The organism is Levilactobacillus zymae DSM 19395 (assembly GCF_001434115.1).
Classification (GTDB): Bacteria; Bacillota; Bacilli; order Lactobacillales; family Lactobacillaceae; genus Levilactobacillus; species Levilactobacillus zymae.
The window spans coordinates 25,111-49,813 of the sequence record NZ_AZDW01000022.1 but is presented as its reverse complement, the minus strand read 5'-3'; the positions used below and the strand labels follow the sequence as shown (position 1 = coordinate 49,813).

The following is a 24,703-nucleotide window of genomic DNA, read 5'->3' as shown; positions in this document are numbered from 1 at the left end:
CGTGGAGATTCCCTTAGAATTATCAGACCAGGCCATTCAACAGATTGGGACGGTCATGCAGGCCATGGCGGTGAGGGCCTTTAGGGAGGCCGGCGAACGGCAGCAGTTCAACCCGTATATGACTAAAACAGAGGCGGCTAAATATTTGCACGTGTCGCCCGTGACCCTGGCGGCCTTCATCCGGCAAGGCTTACGGGTCACCATCGTCGGCAATATTTGTCGAATTAGTCGCGTTTCCGCGGATCAATTTATGACGGCTCACCAACTCTAAAACCACGGCAGGGCGATGGGTTAAAAGTGAAAGGGCCACCCGGTTGCGGGTGGCCCTTAGTGGTGATACGGATGAAATTAGTTAGTGGCGCGGTCGGTCGCGGCGGTGAGGGTGTCGGCGGCCGCCATCCAGTACCGAGCGGCCATGCCCTTTCCCTTAACCTTGCCTTGAGCGGCGTAATGTTCGGTTTCCAGCGCGTTTTTGATCAGGCCCTGAACGGTCGGGTCAGCGTCAAATAGGCCGTCGTTGACCATGTTTTGCATCGTGGCGAGCGCATCGTTGCCGAACACGATGAGTTGTTTGGGTTGCACGATGGCGCATTCGCGGCTAAATAGCGCGGCGCTCTTGCGGTAGGTGTCGCGGTAGGCGGGAATCAACGCAGCGAATTCAGCCACGGCGGTCACGGGTAAGATGGGTTTCGGCGTGGCACGGCGAGCGTTGGCCTTTTGGTCGCGGGCAAAGCGTTTGACGTCTTTAGCGTGCAGAATCGTGGCCAGGGTCGTGACGTCGTCCGTGAGTAGGTGGTGTGTGCCCTTTTGTTCCTCGTCGACGAAAAATTTTGCTTTGGCATTGCTGGCGAGGCTTTCCAGACTATTTTTCAAGATATCGGTAATGTAGGCTTCCCGGAAGCGCGGGGCGTTGGTTTTGAAAGCCAGGTAGAACGTGTTGGGCTTGCGTTGAACGTCGTGGAACATCCGCCATTTTTCGTCGCTGTAGTTTTCCTTCCGCACGGCGCAGTTGAGGGCGACGAACATGTAGTCGTTATTAAACGGTTCTTGGTTCCGTGCGGAGTCTGTGAAGGGCGTGGTGTCAACGGTGACGTCGACGCCGGCCACGGTTTCGGCGGTCGCGGGGGTCAGCGGTTGCGTTTGGGTCGCGATGGCGTCGCGGATGGCCTGGTTCGTCGGTAAGTTTTTGTAGGAAAGAAAGGACGCAAAGTCGTAAAGGTGCAGGGGCCGATCGGGCTGTCCCGCTTCATTTACCAGTGAAAAGCCAGTTGGTTCGGTTACTAATTGAGAATAAACAGTTTGCTTAGTTTGCATAAAAATCGACCCCTTTAATGTAATTATCGATCATCGTTGCAATCGATACCCTTATTGTACGAAAGAGGGCGGTCACCATTTGGCGCAGGTGAGAAGGGCCGGCAAAAAGTTTAAATAAATCTGAGGGGAGCCGAAAATGGCCAAATAAAAACTGCTAGCCGCTAAGCTAACAGTTGATTATTCCGACCACCACTGGTTGATTTTTGAATGTCATTTTGGCTGTCTAACCGGTAATCAAATCACACTAGCCATTAAAATTGACCAAAATAAAAACGCTGATTTACCAGCGTTTCTGGGATCATCTCATCCCGCAAAAAGTCTTTTATGGAGCCGGCGGGGATCGAACCCGCGTCCTAGCATATCGCCACCCCAGCCTCTACACTCATAGGCAGACTACTTAAATTTTCACCCAACAACTTGCCGCCTGTCAGGGCCAACATGCTGAGCTAACCTGATTAAGCTCTTCTGAACAGCTCCAGGTGGAAGCCAGTCAGCGTAACCCGTTAAATTTAGGACCCAGATCTAGCCCGCGGGTAAGACTAGGAGGATCTACGTTAAGCGCCTATTAAGCAGCTAAAGCGTAAGAATTGTTATTATTTTTTGCAGTTATAATAAACTGGACCTTTTAACGTAGATGCCGCTACGGAGTGCAACCAAGGCTCGACCTATACCAGTCGAATCCAGAACGGCCCCAAAACGATACTCATCAAGTTTACCATACTCTGGGAGACCTGCAAAATATTTCGCCCAATCGCGGGTAATTTAAGGCAAATTCCGGCCAGACAGTATAGTATAATAGGTAAATACCAAGCCGCAACGTTTCGGCTGCCGCTAAAAGTTACAGAAACTTCACGATTCTATCATGGTGCGGTCTGATTCACCGGGTAAGCTCGGGGTCATATCACCCACCAGCTTTTAGTCGGCCACAAATTAGAACCATTTTGGAGGTCGTCCTTAAATATGAAGTTATTGATGATTGAAGACAATCATTCCGTCTCACAAATGATGTCGATGTTTTTCAAAAAGGAAAAGTGGGACGCGCAGTTTGCCTATGACGGCAACGAAGCCGTGGAAATGTTCGCCGCCAGTCCCAACGACTGGGACATGGTCACGCTGGACCTGAACCTACCCGGGTTAGACGGTATGCAGGTCAGCGCCGAGATTCGGAAACTGTCGCCGACGGTCCCGATTATCATGCTGACTGCCAGAGACTCGGAAAGCGACCAGGTCCTGGGCCTCGAAATGGGCGCCGACGATTACGTCACCAAGCCGTTTAGCCCGATTACGCTGATTGCGCGGATCAAGGCCCTACACCGCCGCGCCGAATTGGGGCCCGTGTCGAAGGGCAGCGAGGACGCGCCGTTAGACGATACCGAGTCCTTTGACGTGGTCACCGAACATTTCAAGCTCAACACCAAGACCCGTGAAGCCTACCTCAACGGCAAGCAGATCGAAGATTTGACGCCTAAAGAGTTCGACCTGTTAAAGACGTTGGCCCAAAAGCCACGGCAGGTCTTCTCCCGCGAACAGCTTTTACAGTTGGTCTGGGACTACGAATACTACGGCGACGAACGAACGGTGGACGCGCACATCAAGAAGCTGCGGCAAAAGATCGAAAAGGTCGGCCCACAGATCATTCAGACGGTCTGGGGCGTGGGGTATAAATTTGACGATAGTGGAGCCGAATAGCAATGAAGTTAATGTATCAACAAATGCTGGGATTCTTCGCGGCCATTACGATTATTCTGGTCCTCTTGGGCGTGTCGTACACCCAGATGACCCGGCGGATGGTGTACAGTAACACCTGGAATTCGCTGGAAAAATACTCGAACAGCCTCATCGAACAATCCCTGCGGATCAGTGCCGATAATCCCAAGACGGTCAATTTCGACACTACGGCGCTGGAAAATAGTGAACAACTGCTGCAAAACCAAGCGGTCAGCGTCACGATTTATAGTGCCGACAACAAAATCGTGTTTCCCGCTAACCTCTACCAACAATCCATTAATAAAACGGATTGGCGCAAGTTGAAGGATAACCAGATCATTCACAAGGTGGTCGACCGCCGCGTGCGAAACAAGAACGGGCGCATTACCCCGGCGATGACCGAGGTCATGAAGCCCTACTTCTACAACCATAAGTTGGTCGCGGTGGTGGTGATGGGGGCCTTCGTGTCCGACATCAACACCAACATCAACCAGATCAACCACAACCTGATTCGGGCGTTGTTCGTGTCGATTCTGGTGGCCATCGTGGCCAGCTACATTCTGGCGCGCTACTACACCAACCGAATCAACCGCTTGCGGGCGGCCACCAACCAAGTGGCGCTGGGCGATTACGACGTGCAAATGGTCAGCCGTAACCGGGACGAAATTGATGATTTGATCAACGATTTCAATGGGATGACCCATTCGTTAAAGGAATCCCAAGAAGAGATTCAACGGCAAGAACAGCGCCGCCGGGAGTTCATGGCCAACGCGTCCCACGAGATGCGCACGCCGCTGACCACAATCAATGGTTTGCTGGAAGGCCTGGCCTACGATGCGATTCCCGAAGAGAGTAAGGAAGAAAGCATCGACCTGATGCGTAGCGAGACTAGTCGGCTGATTCGCTTGGTCAACGAAAACCTGGACTACGAAAAGATTCGGTCCAACCAGATTACGTTGAACCTGCACGAATTTAACGCGGTCGATGCGCTGCACAACATCGTCGAACAATTGAAACAAAAGGCCGAGGATTCCGGCGATACGTTGGAATTGGAGGTTCCCGAATCCGTGGCGGTGTACGCGGATTACGACCGGTTCGTCCAGATTATGTTTAACATCACCCAAAACGCCATTCAGTTCACCCAAGACGGCCAGATCACGATTTCGGCCCAGCGGGGGTACGAAGAGGCCATCATCCGAATCGCCGATACTGGGATGGGGATGAGTGACGAGCAACTCAAGAATATCTGGGAACGCTACTACAAGGCCGACCCGTCGCGGAAGAACACCAAGTACGGCGAATCCGGGTTGGGGCTATCCATCGTCCATCAGCTGGTGCAGTTGCATCACGGGAAGATTAGCGTGACCAGTAAGGAAGGTGTCGGCACGACCTTCACCGTGATTTTCCCGGACCAACACCAGACGAACGTCGACCGAGCCAAGACGGATTAACCCGAGCATGTTAGAATAGTGGAGAGTGTTAAGGATTTGTGTGGATTGCGCAAACTGAACGCTTCCGGTCAAGCCAATGTTGGCTTGTTCGCGTGACGTAACTGTAATAGAGAGAAAAATATGAATTGAGCTGTGGAAAGTGTGCTTTAAATTCGTGACCGAATTGAGTTCACGTTGAGATAAGGCAATGAACTATCCTGTCTGTAGGGCCAACCTAAACTGGCTCAGGGGTGAAATTTCACTTAGTCGGTGGGTTTGACCGGCTTAGTGAAAGGTCGGACTTTGAGACCTGATTTGGGGGCTCAAAGCCGCGCCCACCCCGTTCCAGCCAGTTTAGGTTGGCCCGGAAGATGCCAGTTTAGACAGCAGTGACGCTCTTAAACCAAAAGTACCACCCATATGAGGAGGAAAAATTTGAAACGTATACAAATTACCGGGAAGTCCGTTCGTAAATTCGAGGACGGCTATCCCGTGATTGCTTTAACTGATTTAGAAAACCGGCAGGACTTCGACGACGGCGCCTGGGTCCAACTGGAAAACCACGGCCATTTCGTGGCTACGGCCTACTTCGCCAAGCAACACCGCGGGGCCGGCTACGTGCTGAGCCTGCGCGAAAGTGACGCCATCGACGAACGCTTCTTTGCCGGCAAGTTCCGGGCCGCTAACGCCAAGCGCGTGGCCATCAACGCGCAGGGCGCCTACCGCTTCTTTAACGATGTGGGGGACGGCTTAGGCGGCCTGATTGTCGACGCCTACCCGGAAAACATCTTTGTGTTCCGCTGGCAAAACCAGGCGTTGAAGCGCCAAGCCCGGCTGATCTACGCCGGTTTTCAGAAGGTCATGGGCAAGGACGTCACGATTTTGTCTGTGGCCCCGGGTCAAGAGAAGCCCCAGGTGATTGCCGGTGACTTGCCGAAAGACGTTGTGACGGTGATTGAAGACGGCGTGAGCTATCCGGTCGACCTCAGCGTGGCCCGGCCACAACTGGCCCTGGAATTCCGCGACGTGCGGGCCTGGGCTCACGACAACAGCCAACAACGGCGGGTCCTGAACCTCTTTAGCGCCGAGACCGGGGTGGTCACCGCCGCCATGGTCGGGGGCGCCATCGAGGCCGTCACGGTCGACCCGAACAACCGGGCCGCTACGTTGACCCAGGCGCAACTGACCGCCAACAACTTCGACCAGGCCGCCGTAGAAATGCGGACCATGGACGTGGCCAACTATTTGGATTACGCCATCAAGCATGGGCTGACGTTTGACACGGTCTTCATCAATCCACCGGCCTTCATCCGCGGCAAGAAGCGCAAGTTTGATTTGACGCAGGACTTAGAAGACCTGATCCAACAGGCCTTGCAGGTCACAACGAGTGGGTCGACCGTCCTGATTACCACGACGGCGCCGAGCTATTCATTAAAACGGCTCCGGACAACGGTAAATGACGCGGCCGAAAATTATACCGGTCATGTAACTGTTTCCACGACGTTCCAGTCGCCGGACGACTTTATGACTAACGATGCCGACCGTCAAAGCGAAGTTTTGAAGGGAATTCGGCTATCAGTTAATTAATGAAAACGCATGAAAATTTCACAATCAAGCGCGAACGAACGGTTAGACCACTGTTCCTTCGCGCTTTTTTTGGAAGATAATAGTTTACATTTAGTGAAGAAACCATTACACTTAATTGTGCGTTAATTATGAAGCGTTTTCAATAAATTCGGCATAAATGAAACGAGAGTGGGTATTTACAAATGGCAATTTTATTCGCACTGATCCCGGCACTTTGCTGGGGCAGTATCGGTCTGATCAGTGGCCGGTTAGGTGGGACTTCCTACCAACAAACTTTGGGAATGACGGCCGGCGCAGTTTTGTTCGGATTGTTTTCATTAATGTATTTTCACGTTCACTTGACCGGCTTCGCGATGCTGGTCGGAATTGCGTCCGGTCTTTGCTGGGCGGTGGGACAATTCCAACAGTTCCAATCGATGAAGTTCATTGGGATTTCGCGGACCGTGCCGATTTCAACGGGGTTACAACTCGCCGGGACGGCCTTGGCCGGGGTGTTACTCTTCCATGAATGGAAGACCGCCAGCATGGTGACCATGGGCACCATCGCGGTAATCGTCTTGATTGCCGGGGCCGCCTTAACGTCCTTACGGGACAAGCGGCAAGGGGTCAGCAGCGAACCGGTCGAAGCCGGTCGCGGGGCCACGGCCATCGCCATCTCGACGGTGGGTTACGTGCTCTACACGGTGATCGTTAACTTGTCCGGCTTGGATTCCAAGCTGATCTTGTTCCCGCAATCCTTAGGGATGATTTTAGGGGCCCTGATCTTTATCGTCTTGTCACCGCAGAACCGCCGGAAGGTCTGGCATACGGCGACCGCGAAGAACATCATCACCGGATTAGTCTGGGGGATTGGGAACTTCTTCATGTTCATGGCGATTCCGAAGGTCGGACTGGCCATCAGTTACTCGTTAGCACAATGTGGGATTGTCATTTCCACCTTTGGGAGCATCTGGTTACTGGGCGAAAAGAAGACTGGCCGCGAAATGGTCTACACGACGATTGGCTCCTTATTGGTCATCGCTGGTGGGGTCACTCTCGGTTTGATGAAATAAGCTTAAACGGGCTGATGACGGGCGTTGTCGGCCTTTTTTTATGGTTAAATTTATATAAAAATTGTGGACTAGACCATTTACATTTAGGGTGAAAGCGTTATAATGGACTAGTCAATACAAATACAAAGTGAGGTTATCTGAATATGGCACATATCGCCTTTGATAGTTCCAAACTTGCACCATTCGTCAATGATAATGAACTTGGAGAAATCCAAGCCATGGTTAACGCCGCGGATACAGAATTGCGGCAAGGGACCGGTGCCGGGAGTGACTTCCGGGATTGGTTGACCCTTCCTCATGACTACGATAAAGCGGAATTTGACCGGATCAAGGCCGCCGCTAAGAAGATTCGTCAGGACTCCGAAGTCTTGGTCGTTATCGGTATCGGGGGTTCGTATTTGGGCGCCAAGATGGCCGTGGACTTCTTACACGACACCTTCTTTAACACCTTACCTGCCGATCAACGCAAGGGTCCCCAAGTCTTCTTCGTGGGGAACTCCATCAGTGCCGACTACGTCCATGATCTGGTTCATTTGATTGGCGACCGGGACTTCTCCGTTAACGTGATCTCCAAGTCGGGGACTACGACGGAACCATCAATCGCCTTCCGGATCTTCAAGGGCATGTTGATCAAGAAGTACGGCCAAGCCGAAGCTAACAAGCGGATCTATGCTACGACCGACAAGGCCAAGGGTGCCCTGAAGACCGAAGCCGACGCTGCTGGTTACGAAACCTTCGTCATCCCCGATGGCGTGGGTGGCCGTTACTCCGTCTTGTGCCCCGTGGGTCTGTTGCCAATCGCCGCATCCGGTGCCGACATCGACCAGTTGATGAAGGGGGCTGCCGATGCGCAGGACGCCTACGTCAACCCAGATTTGACTAAGAACGAAGCTTACCAATACGCCGCCTTACGGAACATCTTATACCGTAAGGGGTACACGGTTGAATTATTAGAAAACTACGAACCACGCCTGGCCGCCTTCGCCGAATGGTGGAAGCAATTGACCGGTGAATCCGAAGGGAAAGACGGCAAGGGGATCTACCCATCTTCCGCCAACTTCAGTACCGACCTGCACTCGTTTGGCCAATACATCCAAGAAGGTCAACGGAAGCTGATGGAAACCGTTGTGATGGTGGACCAACCAGAACATGACGTGGATATCCCGAAGGAAGCCGACGACCTAGACGGTTTAGGCTACCTGGAAGGCCGCACCATGGGCTTTGCCAACACTAAGGCCTTTGAAGGGGTCACCTTAGCTCATACCGATGGTGGCGTGCCGAACATGAGCGTGCACATTCCGGATCAAACGGAATACACCTTGGGTTACCTGATCTACTTCTTCGAAGTGGCCATTGCCATTTCCGGTTACTTGAACGGCATCAATCCGTTCAACCAACCCGGTGTGGAAGCCTACAAGACCAACATGTTTGCCCTGTTAGGCAAGCCTGGTTTTGAAGACCTCGGCAAGCAATTGAACGACCGGCTCTAAACTTGATTATTCATTGAACACGACAAAGCGTCTCACAATTTTGTGGGGCGCTTTTGGTCGTTCTAGGGGGCATTTGGTGGGACAGATAGCCCGGCAAACCGCCGTTGATAAAATATTTTTTGTCCCATAAGATAAATTTTTTGCTAATCCCGTGGTTTGGCGGCATAATTCAGATAAAGATTACCCACAACTAAAAAAGTGTCCGGTAGCTGACGAACGACTGGTGACAAGTTGCGGAAAACATTCCGAAATCGGCGATTGTTCAGTTATCTAGTGAAAACTAGGGCTAATTCCCGCGATAGCGCCGAAACGATAGTGATTATTAGCTTCACAAGATTGTAAATTCAACGACTTTACCGGTAGATGACAACATTAATTACTTATCGTAGAAATGGTTTTTAATTAAGTTATAGTGTATAATTTATTTGTGAGATATTGAATTGGCTAATTGTCTTAATCAATCACAGCGTAACTTAAAGTGGTGGGGACCACTTTAGAGGAGGGACTAGAATGACACGAGAACATGTAACCGCTAACAATAGTAAGAAATGGTGGATTACGTCTAGCCTAGCGACGGCCGTCTTGACCGGGATGGTTTTGGCGGGAACTACGGCACATGCGGACACGACCACTTCACCAGTTGAGACCACTAGCCAAGCGGCGCAAACGACGCCAGAAAATACGCAGGCAACGATCACAACCGTTACCGCGACGGAACAGGCCCAGACGGATGCGGCCGCCCAGGACCCGGCACCGGTGACCGAGACGTCCGAACCGGACGAACAAACCCCGAAGAATTCGGCGCAGTCAGCGACCGACCAACCGGAACAGGAACCCACTGAACCGGCGCAGACGTCGGACGCAGATGCCACGACGGTTCCGGAAGTGGATGCCCCGGAAGCAGATACCCCGGAAGCAGATACTTCTGATCAACCGGATTCAACGGCGCCGCAGACTGAGAACCCGGCCAATCCGACGGTAACCACAACGCCAGATGAACAGCGGGATTCAACGACACCACCAGCCACTGAACAGCCGGCGGATTCGGATTCCGTGGCAGGAGAGGCGTCGGACGCTGATCATGCGCAACAGGCGCCGGCCAAAGCCATGGCCGCGCCAGCAGCGTTGGCAACCACGCCGACGCCCGACCCCGATGAGATTAGCGACGATGAGGATTTGAGTGCCCGGTTTGACGACCCGGTTTTACTGGCGGCCGTGCGGAAGGCGCTGGGCCTGAAAGATGGGGATGCCATCTATTTAGATACGATTAGAAACGCTAGTCCGTCCGCGTCACTGAGAATTGATACGACTGGAAAAGACGCGAATGGTAACAATGTTTTTCAACCGATTTTGAGTTTTAAGGGATTAGAAATTTTTAGGTATCTGCCAGAAAATCGCAAAGGGATAACGATATATGCTCAACTGGGGTCCTCGGGTGAGGAAGTCCAAAATATTGATTTTTCACCTTTATTAGGGGTGAAGATTAGCTGGTTGGATTGGACCTCTGATTTTTGGGGAAGCGCGAGCGATGAGCAGTTAGAGACGATAACGCAGTATGAATCGGATACCATTCAAAATCTGGAATTCACGGCCACCAATATTAATAAAATACATTTTACCGGGATGACGACCCACCAATTTGAAATCTTGGCACCCTTTGTTCAAAAAATCTTAGAAAATCCAACGACATCGTCGCAAACAGTCGCATTTTCCGGGAACAGCATCATGGATTTCAGTGCCCTGAACACCCTGTCACCCAATACGGCATCGCGAGTGGTAGGGAGAAACCAGTATTACCAAGCAACGGATAAAATTGCTTATCAGCCGGGGGATACGGTCGAAGTGACGTCACCCATGAAAGGTATTCTAGGCGAATCAGTCAAGTATCAAGTACGTTATTATCAGAACGATGGTAGTGGGGACCTGGTGATTGCGGAACCCCACGAAGCAACGATCATTGAGAATGGTCAAGAAAAGAAGGTCTGGAAGTACACGCTGGTTAACCCGATGTTACATAACGGGCAACTGGTTTATGGCCAGTTTTACTATGATGATGCGACGTATACAACGTATCCCGAAAATAGTTTAGGTCAACCCATGAAGGACTTTGATCTGATGGCGGGGGCTATCGTGTACCAGCCCATCGGTGAAGCCACCGCTACCGCCACGGTGACCTACGTGGACGACACCACCGGGGAAACCCTGGCCACCGAGAACCTGACGGGCGACGTGGGCACGACCAGCGATTACCGCACGGACACCACGATTCAGGGGTACACGGATGCGGGCTACGAGCTGGTCACGGACGATTACCCGGCCGACGGGGTGACGTTCACCAGCGCGGCGCAGGCCTTTACCATTCACCTGAAACACGGTCTAACGACGCTCAGTAATAGTAAACGCGTCACCCAGACCATTCACTACGTCTACGCGGATGGGACCACGGCGGCACCGGACTATACGGCCTGGTTGACGTTTACGCGCGAAGGGACCCGCGACCAGGTGACCGGGGCGGAGACCTGGGGCGAGTGGCAAAATATCGATGGTCAAACCGGTTTTGCGGCCAAGACCTCACCGGTGCTGGCCGGCTACCTGGCGGACCAATTGGAAATTCCGGCCGTGGACGGGATCACCGTGGATAGCGCCGACGTGACCGCCACCGTAACGTATACGGCCCAGGAAGTCCAAAACGTGACGGTGACCTACGTGGACGAGACCACGGGGGCCACGCTCAAGACCGACACCTTAACGGGAATCTACGGCACCACCAGCGATTACCGGACGGCGGCCGCGATTCAGGCCTACCTCCAACAGGGGTACGAACTGGTCACCGACGATTACCCGGTTGACGGGGTGGCGTTTACGGATCAGGCCCAGGCCTTTACCGTGCGCCTCAAACACGGCGTTACGACCCTGAATAACAGCAAACGCGTCACCCAGACCATCCACTACGTTTACGCGGATGGAACTACGGCGGCACCGGACTACACGGCTTGGTTGACGTTTACGCGCGAGGGGACCCGCGACCAGGTGACCGGGGCAGAAACCTGGGGCGAGTGGCAAAATATCGACGGTCAAACCGGTTTTGCGGCGAAGACCTCACCGGTGCTGGCCGGCTACATCGCCAACCAGCCGGAAGTGGCGGCCATTACCGATGTGACGGCCACCAGTGACGACTTTACGACCACGGTGACCTATACCGCTAGGGATGCGCAGAACATCCTGATCACCTACGTGGACGACACCACGGGGAAGGTCTTGCACACGGAGGCCTTGAAGGGCGATGCGGGCACCATCAGTGATTACCGGACCGCGGCGGCCATTCAGGCTTACCTGCAGCAGGGCTACGAACTGGTCAGCGACGATTACCCGGCCACGGGTGCCGAATTTACCACGGACGTGCAGACGTTTACCGTGCATTTGAAACACGGCTTAGCAACGGTCAATAACAGTAAACGCGTCACCCAAACCATCCACTACGTCTACGCGGACGGGACCACGGCGGCACCGGACTACACGGCCTGGTTGACGTTTACGCGGACCGGAACGCGTGACTTGGTGACGGGCGTGGCGACCTGGGGTGAATGGCAAAATATTGACGGCAATGGTAGTTTTGCGGCGATCAAGTCGCCAACCGTCACCGGCTACACGCCGAACCTGGCGACCGTGGCGGCGGTGAACGGCGTGACGGCTACCAGCGCGGATCTGACCACCACGGTGACCTACGCGAAGAAGGGGACGGTCCTACCACCGGTCGACCCGGGCCAACCAGGGTTACCAGACGTCCCGGACATTGACGTGGGAAGCCAGCCGGACCTCGCCTTGCCGGACCCATCAACGGGCGGTAACGCGGCGAACGCCGTCAAGCCAGGACAGAAATTACCGGCCGCTAAGGCACCAGCTCAGGCCAGTCGTCCGGGTGGCGCTGCGGCAAACGTGAACGCCACGGGGACCGCGGACGCGACGGCCACGACCGATTTGACGCAAGCCGATGAGACGACGGCGACGACGACGCTACCTCAAACCAACGAGCAGACAACGCCGTGGGCTTGGTTGGGAGCGTTGGGCTTGAGCCTGTTAGGTTGGTTTGGTTTTCGGCGGAAGAGAAATTAAATTGTAAAAGGACGTTTCCGTTTGGTGGAAGCGCCCTTTTTGTATTCGATATAACTAATATATTTAAATGATTATTTCTAATTTTGTAATTCGAAGAATAACAGTTTAATTAAGGCAAACGAAAAGGCGCTAAACGTCGAGTTCACAACGTTTAGCGCCTATATGATCACCCGCACGGGGCTCGAACCCGTAACTCCGCCTTGAGAGGGCGACGTCTTAAACCAGTTTGACCAGCGGGCAATGTCATTGACTAGCAACATCTAATTTACGCTTCTTTAGAAAAATTGTCAACGGCTTGTGCATAAAAATTCTTGGTCTGAGGAGTTATGCATTTTTCGTTAAAATCGGTTGACACTAATTCGGAAACAAGGTACTATTAAATAGTTGTTTCGCACAACACCATAGCTCATTGGGTATTCGCCAAATGGTAAGGCACCGGACTCTGAATCCGTAATTTACTGGTTCGATCCCAGTATACCCAATAAGGTAAAAGCCGATTTTCTAACTTCTAAGTTAGGAAATCGGCTTTTTGTTTTAGAATTAGCTAATCATTATCATAGGTTTTATAAACGTGTAAAGGTTCCGCTATCTCTGTACAGACTTTGTAAACTTACCCAAAACTAAGTTGGAATCCCGTAAACTGATACTCAAGTTACGACGACTTCAATGCGAAAAAACAACAATCGTCTTGATGTGGTGGTGACGTTAAGCTGGTTGCTTAGATACTTTAGGTTTACAGACAGAGAGGGATTTGAATTTATGATGAAGAAAAGACGGCAATTAGGCGCTACCTTGGCGATTGCCCTAGTTTTAACACCATTGATGACACCGGTTGCCCAGGCGAATACCATGCAACGCCAAGCAACAACTGCGGGGCCGGTCGTCCAACCTAAAGCCGATGACGCTAAGGGGTACGATCACCCGATTGAAAGCTCATCAAACGAATTGGCTCCCGGAGTGACGGATAATCGGTCAGCTTTTATTGGGGATAAAAACAGCCAAGACGTCGTGCACACGGTCTCCGTTGATTTTAGTAAGAATGCTACTTTGCGTCCGGGGCTGCCCGATGACGGAGAGAAGTATGGTTTGCAGACCGTGCGGGACCAAGCGAACGCGGCAATTAAGAAGGGACACCAAGTGGTAGCGGCCGTCAACGCCGATTTCTTTAACATGAGTTCCGGGGAACCCTCGGGGACCATTATCAAGGACGGAAAAGAGATTCACGCGTCTAAACCCAATAGCGGTGAAAGTTTCTTTGGATTGACTAGAGCGGGTAAACCGGTAATTGGGGATCAAGCCGATTACGACAAGGAAAAGGGCAACCTAGAACAAGCACTGGGCGGTTTAGGCCGACTGGTCAAAGACGGACAGGTTCAGTCCGCCGATAGTTTAAAGGGCGTACCGGGCACGCCGCATTCGGCACATACGGCGGTTGGTATCAAGGCGGATGGCACGGTCTTCTTTGTCTCCGTTGATGGGCAACAACCTCCATATTCCGACGGGATGAGTTTATCCGAGTTGGCTAAACTGATGAAAGATAAGGGAGCCGTGGACGCGATTAATTTTGATGGCGGGGGCTCGACGACTTACCTCTCCCGGACACCCGGCGAAAAGGACCTGTCCTTAAAAAATCGCCCATCCGACCGTTCGGAACGGAAGGTCAGCACGAGTTGGCTGATTGTGACGAACGCCAAGTCCGACCATCAATTGGACCGTGCCGAAGTGTCCCCAAAAGATCAAGCCTACTTAGCCGGCACTAAGGTTGATTTTAAGGCGAGTGGGGTCGATGCAGCTGGCTATGACGCGAAACTTCCTACGTCTGGGCTGACTTGGACGATCGATGACAAGTCTTTGGGCTCGATTGATAACCAAGGCGTCTTTACGTCTAACGGTAAGACTGGAAATGTGACGGTCGAATTAAAGCAAGGTAATAAGGTCTTAGGGAAGAGTACCGTTACCCTGGCTAAGCCAGACCGTTTGAGCTTCTTAAACAAGGAACTTAGTTTGGCACCGGGAGAAAAGCGGTCGCTAAATTTAACGGCTTACGCGGGACAACGGGAAGTTCACTTAAAAGATGATGAAGTTAAGTGGGACTGCCCTGCTAATCTAGGAGTCATGTCGGGTTATGACGAGTTCCAAGGGGTCAAAGGTAGTGCTGGTGGTACCATTAAGGCCACACTCCCCAGCGTCAGTGGCTTAGAAGCGCAAGTGAACGTTCAAGTCGGCCAATTGCCTAAAACCATCGTTGACTTTGAAGATGGTGTGCCGGATTGGACTTCAAGTACTTCAGTTCCGGCCGTGAAGGGTGGCATCTCAACGGTGACCGCAGACGACGGCGAGGTTCGTTTTGGGAAAAAGGCCCTCCGGGTGGACTTTGACTACACGGACTCATCGTTGAACAACAAAACGGCCGGTTCCTACGCTGGGCCTAAAGACCAGTCTATTAATGTTCCGAGTGCGCCTAAGAGTATCGGAATGTGGGTCTACGCTACGCCAGAAGCCCAGGGCGATTGGCTACGGATGGCCATCCATGACGGGGCGAACGCCGCGATGCCGTTGGACTTCGTGGATACGTCAACTGGGATTGATTGGACGGGCTGGAAGTACGTGGAAGCCCCACTTCCGGATGGCGTGGCTTATCCCATTCGCATCGATTCAAAACTGGCAATTCGGGTAATGTCCGTTAAGACGGGGATGCCAGGTGGTGGTAAAGCCGCTAAAGGCCATATCTTCGTGGATAACATTCGGGCGGTCTACGGTGTGAACAAGGATGACCTGAAGAATCCCATCGTTGATAGTATCGACGTGGCCGGGAAGACCTTTACGGATAGCAACGTGACGATTACCACTAAGTTGCACGATGATCCGGATGATCCGAATATGTCGGGGATTGACTGGGACAATAGTAAAGTTTACGTGGATGACCATGACTATTCAGCAGATAAGACCCACTTTATTCCGGATAAGGATGGTTTGATTACGCTCAAGGGTCTCAAGTTCATGAACGGGACGCACCACGTGAAGGTCGTGGCGGTGGATAAGTTCGGGAACAAGACCGAAAAAGAAGCGTACTTTACGGTGAAAGCCAACCAAGCTACGGGGATTCACCTGAATCAATTGGATAAAACCGTAAAATTAGGCGATACGGCCAAATTTAACATTACCGCCGATGATTTAACGAAGTTGAAGTCGGCCGTCTTTAAGATGAAGTTGGCACCGGGCTTTACCATTAAGTCCGTTGATTACGCGGTTGAGGATAGCAAACAAAACGGGTATGCGACCGAGTCAAAGGACGGCACAACGACCTTTACGCTAAAGAATTTAGGTACCGATAAGACCAAGCCACTGATGACCGTTACCTTAAACGTTCCGCGGGATACGCCGGCCGATGCCCCGTTAACGTATCAATTACTGAGCGGTGCGGTTGAACTGAAGGACGCCGCACCGACTGATATGGCGTTGACCGTGGCATCGGAAGAACACACGGTTAAGGCGCAGGCCGATTATCAGGTCAAGCACACCCCATTTGTGGCGGGACTGAAGAATACGGTCACGATTTTAGACGCTGCAGGTAAACCCGCAACCGGGGTAGACGTCTTTGCGGTAACGGCTAACGGCCAGTCCGTTACGTTAGGCAAAACGAATGCTCAAGGTGAAGTCCCAACGGATAAGCTGCCGACGCAGGCAGGAAAAATCAAAATTGGTGCGGATAACGGGGCAGCGCATAGTTTCTTAGCCCCAACGATCATTTATGCACCGGGAGACAAGACCAGTGAAGTGCCATCGCACTTGTTGACGGGGGCATCACAAGACCCAACGACGCGGAAGACGATTACCTGGATGACCAAGCCCGTTGATCATACCATTCAGTCATTGATGCAAATCGCCACGGACAAAGACTACGCGGCAAACAAGGACAAGGCCTTTAAGACGAGCCAGAGTGGGCGGAATTCGCTGTTTACTTACGACAGTGATACCAGTGCCGTGACGGTTAACCGAGTTGATGCTAAGGGACTTAAGCCGGGAACGTCCTACGCGTACCGCGTAGGGGATGGCACTAATTGGTCAGCCGTTCGGCATTTTACGACGCTTACGGATAGTAATAAGTTTTCGTTTAACGTCTTTGGGGATACCCAGGTTGGTAACTATGGTCAATTGAACGATTTCGATAATTTCCTGAACGGCGTAGAAAAGTCTCAGGATAAACCAGCCTTTGGTATTCACGTCGGGGACTTTAACGATGACCAAACCCTCTATACGGAAGCCGAAGCCACGGCCCGAATCTTTGATGAACACCCGTATTACGATTCGATGGATATGCTCCACGTGATGGGGAACCATGAGTACATGGGGGACGATGGGTCTAAGTCCATCGAGATGCTGGGGGTTCCTAACGGCAATGGGCCGAAGACGGTCCGCAAGGGGACGTATTCAGTCGACTACGGCAACATGCACATCGCATCAATTGGTTGGACGGATGATCCTAAAGAAATGCAGCGGGAATTGGACTGGTTGAAGCAAGATATGCAGGCGTCTAAGAAGACTTGGCGGGTGGTGACGACCCACCAACCAGCCTACAACAAAAACCCGGCCGATTCGCGTTCAACGATGTTTAACAAGATGTTACCACCAGTATGTGATGAATTGGGTATCGATGTGGTCTTTAGTGGCCATGACCACTCATACGGGCGGACGTTCCCACTGGTCGGAGGTAAAAAGGCCGCGCATGGGACGACCTATATCGCGGCGGGACATACCGGCGAAAAGACGTACGACATTCGGCCGAACCAACCTGAAGTTTGGGACATGATTCAAACCGAAGCGAACAAGAAACAAAAGACTTTCTTGACGGTTAAAATTGATGGCAACAAGCTGTCCTTATTAACGGTCGATGCTCAGGGGAACCAAGTTGATGCAGCTGAATTAACGGCAATGGACCATACGGCAACGACGCACCCAGGTTCAACGACACCAGGAGCAACGCATCCGGGTTCAACAGCACCAGGGACTTCGACGCCGGGAGGCTCAACTTCAGGAAGTGCAACGCCTGGCGTAAGCAAGCCGGAAACTTCCAAGCCAAGTGTGACCAAGCCGGAACCGTCGCAGCCAACGACGCCAAGTGCAACGAAACCAACGGCTAAAAAGACACCTGCTAAGGTGATCGGGGTTCGCGGTTTGGCACTGTACCGGAAGCCGAACTTCTCTAAGGGTGCCCGGATGAACTCGTTTAGTAAGCAACCGCAAATGCACCAACCAGAGTTCGCGGTCTTAGGGACGGTCAAGGCGAAGAATGGCCGTCTGCGGTTCCACGTGCGCGACGTCAATCGGAAGTCCAAGACGTACAAGCAAACCGGGTACATCACGGCTAGTTCGAGTTACGTCCAAAATGCGGACTACACGAAGCTGGTTAAACGGGTAACGGTCATTAATGCGAAGGGCCTTTCGGGGTACAAGTCGGCCAAATTGACTGGGAAGGTGAAGCATCATTACCGTCAAGGTCAAGTCTTACGAACCAAGCGTTTGATCCATCGTGGTCAGTCACTGGTCTTCCAGTTGACGAATGGGGCGTATATCACGGCCAACAAGCAACAGGTCCAAGCTGGGAAGCTGAAGATGCCTCGGACGATTAGGACTAAGCACCGCGTCACGCTCTACAAAGAGGCTGAATTAAAGCACCGATTACGCGGAATCGCGGCTAACAAACAGCTGAAGGTTCAGGGTTGGGACTACTCAGCACACGGTACGTTACGTTACCGCGTAGCTGGTGGTTACGTTACGGCGAACCATAATTTAGTTAAATAAAGTACCTAGATCGATTTTAAGGATACGAATGCTTAAACTGGTACAGATTGATTTTTGATAGAATCAGTAACCAATAATTAACAGGCCTAGATTCAAAACGATTAACCAAAAACGCGCCACCCAAATCAACTCAACCGTTGATCTAGGTGGCGCGTTTTGGCGTTTAGCGAGCAATTTGTCGCAATATTACAACTATAATAAGAAATGCACGTTTTATTATGTGCTTTATACTAAAAATGATTGTAGGTATTGAAAACCCAACATTTCCGACCTATAGTTGTCGCGGAACGATTAATCTCAAAAGGAGTAGGGGTGGCAATCGTGAAACGAAAATTAGAAGTGGGGAAAAAACGACAGCGGCAATGGGTTGCGGCCGGGACGGTGGCCGGAACAGCCTTGTTATTACTCAATGCCAATTTAACCCAGGCACATGCAGACCAGCAACCGGCGTTAGCATCCGGTATTCAGAAAAATGGGCAGAACGTTGCAACTCAAAAGCAAGTCGGACTGAAGGCCAACGTACAATCAGCGAATGATAATTCAACCCAATCGTCAAGCACCCAAGCAATGGTTTCCGGCCAACACGCGGGTTCTAATGAACCAACAGCGCCAGTACGACAGAAGACCTCGGCGTCAGGAACTCCCGCGGCTTCTGCGACCCCGGTAACGCAGCCGGATTCCACAGCGATTCAAGCGGGAATCGCACCGGTCGACACGCAGCAACTCGTGAACATCGTGCCGGCGCAACCACACCAAGGGTTGACGATTCCTAAGCAAATCCGGCCCCAATCAACCTATGTTCATCAAGATGGAGCGGGGCAAGATACGGATTTACGCCGGGTAGATCACTATAGCCCGAATTATCAGGTTCCGGGGGCTTTCAATTGGCAAGGAGAATCGTACGCCAATCATATTGCGATAGACGCTAAGGGGGAAGACAAGGGGTCGTCACTGGTTTATGCGGATGGGCACCATCCACTATACATCGACGAGTGGCTACCGGATGGCGCCCTGCAAGACTTTATCTGGGAAAATAATTTTAGCCGTCAATACAAAACCTTCAATGAATTTCGTCAACAGTTTACGAAGGCTCAGATGGCCACAGACCTGACGGACCTGTTTTCTCAGCAGTCGTTACAATCCGTCAACAACGATGGTAAAACGCCCACGCAGTATTATTGGGCGTTAACGGGGATGTATTCGTTAGAAGGCTTACAAAACGCCACCCATCTCAAAACAATTTATCTGTCCCCCGACCCCCTAGTTGGCTTTTACGCGCGGAAAGGGGGACTTCAGGCCGGAAATTTGTGGGACATTCGGGCGCTTAAGTCCCTTCAAGAGCTAACCAGTGTCAATATTAGTAGCTTTGCCATCAATGATATTTCCGCCTTAGCCGATAAAAAGCAGCTGACGGAGGTTGAGTTAGACCACAATCAAATTGCGGATATTTCGCCGCTGGCTTCAGACCAACACCTTAAGACCATTAGTATGGGTGACCAACATATTTTACTCACCCCAATCGTGTTACCGCAGGAATTAGCGACGACGCAATTGGGGTACACGACACCGTCATTTATCATTAAGGACCAACGTAATCAGAACTTACCGATTACGGGATTAGACCCAGCTCAACACGATCTTTACCAAAATAGTTTTCCGTCGACCGCCAATGTGGGAAACGTTAACGCCAATACACTGACGTGGTATCAGCTACAAGCGGATTCATCTGTTGCCGATGGTAGCTTAACGGCTGCTTGGTCGGATGCGCAAGATAAATTCGACGGTATCATCATTCAACCGTATAGGTTAGCGGCAAAAGAGGGCATCGTGACCGTGCAAGCCCAGCTCTTACAAGCAGATGGTAAACAACTAACGGTGGGGCCCGCGGCAGTCATTTCGGGAACATTGGGGGCAACGACCGATTTGAAAACGGCCCCAGCGGTTCAGACGTTGATCCAAACACAACTGAATAAGGGGTTACATCTAGCGTCGCTAACCTTGACGGGAACCGGTCAATATCAAGACTTTTTAGCGGGAAATGGAAAAGCACAGCAACTCACGAACTCGAACCTGGTATTTGGCCCCCGGTCGCAACAAGTAACAATCTTGTTCTACCGGGATGTGGCCCCCTGGAACGTGGACATCCGTTATCTTAGCGTTGACCCCCAGAACCAACAGACGGTCATTCGGGACGCTCAAAACCAGCCCATCAGCGCTCGGTTTCAACAGCTAGCGTCGCCAACGCAATCCTTGATAACTTATGTTAAGGATTTACCAGATTATCTCTACCAAATGGCGGTTACTAGTCCTGATAGAAATGGTGACTTATGGCAACAAGTTGCGGATTTGCACCAAGTGCCCTTCCAAGGATTCAACCAAGGAATTATTATGATTTACAATCCCGCGAATCGTGCCACAGTGACCATCAAGGACGTCGCCACGGGAAAGATTTTAAAGTCGTTAGATTACACCCAGGATCCAAGTCTACGGGGGAAATGGGGAACTACCAGTCAATTCTCCAGTAAGCCGTATCTAGAGCCGCTCCAACAACAGCACTATCACGTTGTCCAGGACCCAACCCAGCAAATCGTGTTTGCGTCCAGTCAAGCGCCAGTGAAAAATTATGAGATTCTGGTGGCGCCGAACATCACGGCGCAACGCGAGGTCAAACACGAAGATATTTTCTACGTCGATGCTCAGGGACTTCCCGTAGTTGCGCCAAGCACCCAGACCATGACTTTCCTGACCGTGACCAATCAAGTTACGCAAGAAGTAAGCCATTATCAACACGCCGATACGGCATCGTTGCCACCGCTCACGGCAGCGGATCAACCAACGATACTGGGATGGTATTTGGTCGCCCCTGATCAGAAATTTCAGTTCCCGGCGGTCCAGAATCCACAGGTAGTGGGGCAACGGGTGGTGGCGATGACGATAGCTACTGGGGACTTAACCCGGGTGCCGGCTGTGGGGATGGCTCAAGATAGTAACGATGTTCTGGTTCGGGTCAGTTACGCCCCAATTCCTCAACCAACGCCGCAGCCAGTTCCGGCGCCCAAGCCGAAACCCAAACCAACACCAACGCCGCAGCCAGTTCCGATGCCTAAGCCGACACCCAGGCCAACACCACAACCGGTTCCAACGCCCAAACCGACCCCCAAGCCGACCCCCAAGCCAACGCCACAACCAATTCCGACGCCTAAGCCGACCCCCAAACCAATGCCACAACCAGTTCCGACGCCCAAGCCGACCCCCAAACCAACGCCACAGCCAGTTCCAACGCCTAAGCCGACACCTCAACCCATACCACAGCCAACCACGGTTCCAGATCCCCAGCCAGCGCCGCAACCGCAGCCGGTCCAGCCACAGGGGCCCATCACGCAATCCCAGTCGGACCTCACCACAACGACGCCAGCACCGCACCCCCAGGCGACTGCCAACCAACCAACGGCGTCCACTGCTGCGCCCAAGCCAACACCACTAATAGTGGGCGGCCACCAGAACAGCAACATCGTGCCAACGCCACCGACGGCCACCGGTACTAAACCGCAATCGAAGCCGAGCCGTCGTAACCTAACGACCATAACGCCTCATCAACGCCAGCAGGTTCAATTTCAAGCTCAGCTTCCCCAGACGGCCGAACGGTCTACCAACTTCTTTCAATGGTTGGGACTAGCGCTGTTAACTAGCTGTTTAGGCGCCATGGGATTCTTACGCCGCCATCACTAACAAAAAAAGTAGCTCTCATCCGAAAAGGGGATGGGAACTACTTTTGCTTATGCTGGAATTACCGTCGCCGGCCCCCCGACCGTCGACTCAATTGATACGTTTCCGGGTCGGCATAGTCGTTCATGCGGCGCCGGGCGCGGTGACCGGTGGGGTGCTTGCGGTCTTCCCACTCCTTGGCGGCGCGCTTCTGGGCGTGCTCGCGGTGGAGGACCTTTTTACTCTTAGGCTTGGGGCCCTTGGCCTTGCGTTCGCGATTCTTCTTGGTGACGGCCTTCTTGTGTTCGACCAGCATGGCCGCGTCGGCTTCCTTCTGGGTCAGGATCCCGTTCTTAACGCTGCGCTGGTAACGGTCCCAGATTTCGTCGCCGACCTTGGTCTTTAGTTTTTTTCGCCGAATCTTGGCGCGGGTCGCCTCATCGGGTTGATTGGTGTTAGGCATGGTTAGTCTCCTTTAGTTGTTCTGATGCCCTAGTGTACCACAAATTTTCCGGTCGTTGCGGCCCCGTCTTCGGGTGAGTCCGACCGGTTAAGGAGTTCACATACCAAAGAAAACCCTTTCACACATTCTCACCGCATAAAATGGTTTATCCTATTGAGTAACTAAAGGACGTGAGGGGGACGTTACTTTGAAAACAATGGATAGTCAGCAATTAGCGAAAACTTTGGTGAAACTCCAGTACAGCCAAATGGTGGTGGGCAACGTGCAAAACGCGTGCGCGACCACCATGGCGGTGTGCCAACTGGTCCAACCGGCGTTGACTCAGTTGACACCGCGCGACAGCTATTACGACATGACGTCGGAACAGATGCGGCAACGCTTAGGGGAGCAGGACCGGGTCTTAGCCCAATTTGAGGAGGTCATGAAATTACTGGGAGATAAGGTCACCGACATTGACGAACTGACCGGAAACGTGGCCGACATTTTAGACGGGGCGGTGAGCTATTTAACGGCCGCCGAAGCCCCCGCCAGGATCGAAGAGAGTGGCATTGATTAGACACGAAAAGACCCGCTGGTCCTCAGCGGGTCTTTGAATTACCGGTTAATACCCGCGTAACGGGTCGGCGATGTTCTCCACCAACGTCCCGTCTTGCAGGTAGCTGGTGAGGTTTTTGCGGAAGATTTCAAACGTCCGCGTTAAGTTGTTGTCGGAAAATCCGGTTTGGTGCGGCGTCAATAAGACGTTCGGGAAGTCCCAGAGCTTGGCGTCCTTCGGGAACGGTTCGGTCTCAAAGACGTCCAATGCGGCGTGGAGCACTTCCTGGTAGAGCAGGGCGTGTTCTAAGGCCGGTAAGTCCACGGCGGTCCCACGGCCCACGTTGACGAAGATTCGCAAGCCGTTGAGCTGTTTGAAGAAGGCGGCATTGAAGTAGTGGTTGGTTTCGGCCGTGGCGGGCATCGCGTTGATCACGATGTCGGCGTCACCCAGGATGGTCGCGTCTTCGGCCAGGCTGACCGTCTTGGCGAACCCATCGACGGGGTGGCCGCTGCGGTTGACGCCAATCGGGGCGTTGTCGAACCCGTTGAGTAATTTCGCCATGGCTTGCCCGATGCTCCCGGTCCCGTAGATGACCACGGTCTGGTCGCTCAAGTTATGCAGGTCGGTGCGGGCGGGTTGAATCCAGAAGTGGCCGGCCTGGTTCTTGACGGCTTCGTTAAAGCCGCGCAGGAAGTACAGCAGGTAGCCCAGGGTGGATTCGGCGATGGCGTCGGAGAAGACGCCACTCGAGTTGGTCAGTTTGATGTGGTGGTCGCGAATCAGGTCCAACGGCAGGTAGTCGATGCCGGCACTGAGGGTCTGTAACCAGTGAACCTGGTTATGCTCGTCGTTGATCACGGCGGGCCCCAGGTCGTCGTCCCAGCCGTATAAAATGGTGATGGGCGCACCACCGGGTTGGTAGTCGGCCGCCGTGACTACGTCTAAACCGTCCGCTTTCAGGGCGGCCAGGTGGTCGGCGGTTAGGGATTGTAACGCAAGTATTCGTTCTGTCATCGCAAAAATCCTCCTAAGTGAAACACAATAATTAGGCGTGTTGGGGAGGTCGGCTAAACTGCTCGCCCTCCGGTGATCAAGGGCCGTGACGCCAGTGGGCACGACTTGAATCCTCGCCAAACCCGCGAGTCTTCAAGCTCGGCCTTATTCTAAGCCGACAAAAAACATCGGCTTAGAATAATTTCACCGGCTGAGCCCCTGCTCACCTCCGGGCTGAACGGTGGTTCTTTCTGGTCAGACTGCGCGGTTTTGCGTAGATCATCTTCAGATTGGGAACTGCGGCTACGGGTAGCTATTTGACCTGACCCAACACGTCGTCAGGGTGTAGTTTCATTTTAGCACGGAAGGTTTCGATAAGCTGTAAGAAATCGCTACCATTTCATAGAACTTAATTAGCACACATTGGCCAATCTGTTACCAAGGTGAACGAACAAAATAAGTGGTAAACGCTCACAAAAATCACGTTTTGAGCAAATAATCATCGTGAA

At 52.5% G+C, this 24,703-nt stretch carries 13 protein-coding genes, 2 tRNA genes and 1 other RNA gene; 11 read left to right on the top strand and 5 right to left on the bottom strand.

The features are described from left to right. Position 1 precedes the first annotated feature (1 nt). Positions 2 to 271 carry a helix-turn-helix domain-containing protein gene (locus FD38_RS05285; RefSeq protein WP_057732011.1) on the top strand — a complete coding sequence of 90 codons (270 nt, stop codon included), beginning with the start codon at positions 2 to 4 and terminating at the stop codon, positions 269 to 271. Between the two features lie 77 nt (positions 272 to 348). Here the strand turns inward: FD38_RS05285 and FD38_RS05280 are convergent, their stop codons facing one another. Further along, entirely contained in the window at positions 349 to 1,314 is a 966-nt protein-coding gene (locus tag FD38_RS05280; protein ID WP_057732009.1) for a hypothetical protein, read from the bottom strand. Between the two features lie 322 nt (positions 1,315 to 1,636). Then, positions 1,637 to 2,007: a transfer-messenger RNA gene (gene ssrA, locus FD38_RS12570) on the bottom strand. 267 nt (positions 2,008 to 2,274) lie between these two features. Between ssrA and FD38_RS05275 the strand changes: the two genes are divergently transcribed. The 6 genes from FD38_RS05275 (at position 2,275) to FD38_RS05250 (ending at position 12,693) form a co-directional block, all read left to right on the top strand. Beyond that, positions 2,275 to 3,003 (top strand): response regulator transcription factor, encoded by a 729-nt coding sequence (locus FD38_RS05275; RefSeq protein WP_057732007.1) that lies wholly within the window; start codon positions 2,275 to 2,277, stop codon positions 3,001 to 3,003. A 2-nt stretch (positions 3,004 to 3,005) separates the two neighbouring features. Continuing rightward, positions 3,006 to 4,472, top strand: a complete 1,467-nt coding sequence (locus FD38_RS05270) for a sensor histidine kinase (protein WP_057732005.1) — start codon at positions 3,006 to 3,008, stop codon at positions 4,470 to 4,472. A gap of 414 nt (positions 4,473 to 4,886) precedes the next feature. Further along, positions 4,887 to 6,038 (top strand): class I SAM-dependent methyltransferase, encoded by a 1,152-nt coding sequence (locus FD38_RS05265; RefSeq protein WP_057732003.1) that lies wholly within the window; start codon positions 4,887 to 4,889, stop codon positions 6,036 to 6,038. Between the two features lie 182 nt (positions 6,039 to 6,220). Further along, positions 6,221 to 7,090 carry a GRP family sugar transporter gene (locus FD38_RS05260; protein WP_057732001.1) on the top strand — a complete coding sequence of 290 codons (870 nt, stop codon included), beginning with the start codon at positions 6,221 to 6,223 and terminating at the stop codon, positions 7,088 to 7,090. Positions 7,091 to 7,233: 143 nt separating this feature from the next. Then, positions 7,234 to 8,580, top strand: coding sequence for a glucose-6-phosphate isomerase (locus tag FD38_RS05255; RefSeq protein ID WP_057731999.1), 1,347 nt, complete (start codon positions 7,234 to 7,236; stop codon positions 8,578 to 8,580). Positions 8,581 to 9,090: 510 nt separating this feature from the next. Then, positions 9,091 to 12,693, top strand: a complete 3,603-nt coding sequence (locus FD38_RS05250) for a mucin-binding protein (RefSeq protein ID WP_057731998.1) — start codon at positions 9,091 to 9,093, stop codon at positions 12,691 to 12,693. A 166-nt stretch (positions 12,694 to 12,859) separates the two neighbouring features. Here FD38_RS05250 and FD38_RS05245 read toward each other — a convergent pair. Next, positions 12,860 to 12,933 (bottom strand) — tRNA-Glu (locus FD38_RS05245). Between the two features lie 170 nt (positions 12,934 to 13,103). Here FD38_RS05245 and FD38_RS05240 point away from each other — a divergent pair. From FD38_RS05240 to FD38_RS12765, 3 genes are all read left to right on the top strand, one after another. Further along, positions 13,104 to 13,175: transfer RNA gene (locus FD38_RS05240), tRNA-Gln, on the top strand. Between the two features lie 277 nt (positions 13,176 to 13,452). After that, complete coding sequence (locus FD38_RS05235; RefSeq protein WP_057731995.1) at positions 13,453 to 18,495, top strand: phosphodiester glycosidase family protein; 5,043 nt, start codon at positions 13,453 to 13,455, stop codon at positions 18,493 to 18,495. A gap of 321 nt (positions 18,496 to 18,816) precedes the next feature. Next, positions 18,817 to 22,224 carry an LPXTG cell wall anchor domain-containing protein gene (locus FD38_RS12765; RefSeq protein WP_057731993.1) on the top strand — a complete coding sequence of 1,136 codons (3,408 nt, stop codon included), beginning with the start codon at positions 18,817 to 18,819 and terminating at the stop codon, positions 22,222 to 22,224. A 58-nt stretch (positions 22,225 to 22,282) separates the two neighbouring features. On the opposite strand, the gene FD38_RS05225 is transcribed toward FD38_RS12765, so the two are convergent. Next, positions 22,283 to 22,663 carry a hypothetical protein gene (locus FD38_RS05225; protein ID WP_057731991.1) on the bottom strand — a complete coding sequence of 127 codons (381 nt, stop codon included), beginning with the start codon at positions 22,661 to 22,663 and terminating at the stop codon, positions 22,283 to 22,285. A gap of 187 nt (positions 22,664 to 22,850) precedes the next feature. Between FD38_RS05225 and FD38_RS05220 the strand changes: the two genes are divergently transcribed. Beyond that, positions 22,851 to 23,219, top strand: coding sequence for a hypothetical protein (locus tag FD38_RS05220; RefSeq protein WP_147007838.1), 369 nt, complete (start codon positions 22,851 to 22,853; stop codon positions 23,217 to 23,219). A gap of 45 nt (positions 23,220 to 23,264) precedes the next feature. Here the strand turns inward: FD38_RS05220 and FD38_RS05215 are convergent, their stop codons facing one another. Beyond that, a complete protein-coding gene (locus tag FD38_RS05215) occupies positions 23,265 to 24,215 on the bottom strand; it encodes an NAD(P)-dependent oxidoreductase (protein ID WP_057731987.1) in 951 nt (316 codons plus the stop codon). Positions 24,216 to 24,703 lie beyond the last annotated feature (488 nt).

Bases quoted from the DNA above. Each gene is read 5' to 3' on its own strand.
- FD38_RS05280 (WP_057732009.1), bottom strand. From the start codon at position 1,314: ATGCAAACTAAGCAAACTGTTTATTCTCAATTAGTAACCGAACCAACT.
- FD38_RS05275 (WP_057732007.1), top strand. From the start codon at position 2,275: ATGAAGTTATTGATGATTGAAGACAATCATTCCGTCTCACAAATGATG.
- FD38_RS05270 (WP_057732005.1), top strand. From the start codon at position 3,006: ATGAAGTTAATGTATCAACAAATGCTGGGATTCTTCGCGGCCATTACG.
- FD38_RS05260 (WP_057732001.1), top strand. From the start codon at position 6,221: ATGGCAATTTTATTCGCACTGATCCCGGCACTTTGCTGGGGCAGTATC.
- FD38_RS05255 (WP_057731999.1), top strand. From the start codon at position 7,234: ATGGCACATATCGCCTTTGATAGTTCCAAACTTGCACCATTCGTCAAT.
- FD38_RS05250 (WP_057731998.1), top strand. From the start codon at position 9,091: ATGACACGAGAACATGTAACCGCTAACAATAGTAAGAAATGGTGGATT.
- FD38_RS05235 (WP_057731995.1), top strand. From the start codon at position 13,453: ATGATGAAGAAAAGACGGCAATTAGGCGCTACCTTGGCGATTGCCCTA.
- FD38_RS05225 (WP_057731991.1), bottom strand. From the start codon at position 22,663: ATGCCTAACACCAATCAACCCGATGAGGCGACCCGCGCCAAGATTCGG.
- FD38_RS05215 (WP_057731987.1), bottom strand. From the start codon at position 24,215: ATGACAGAACGAATACTTGCGTTACAATCCCTAACCGCCGACCACCTG.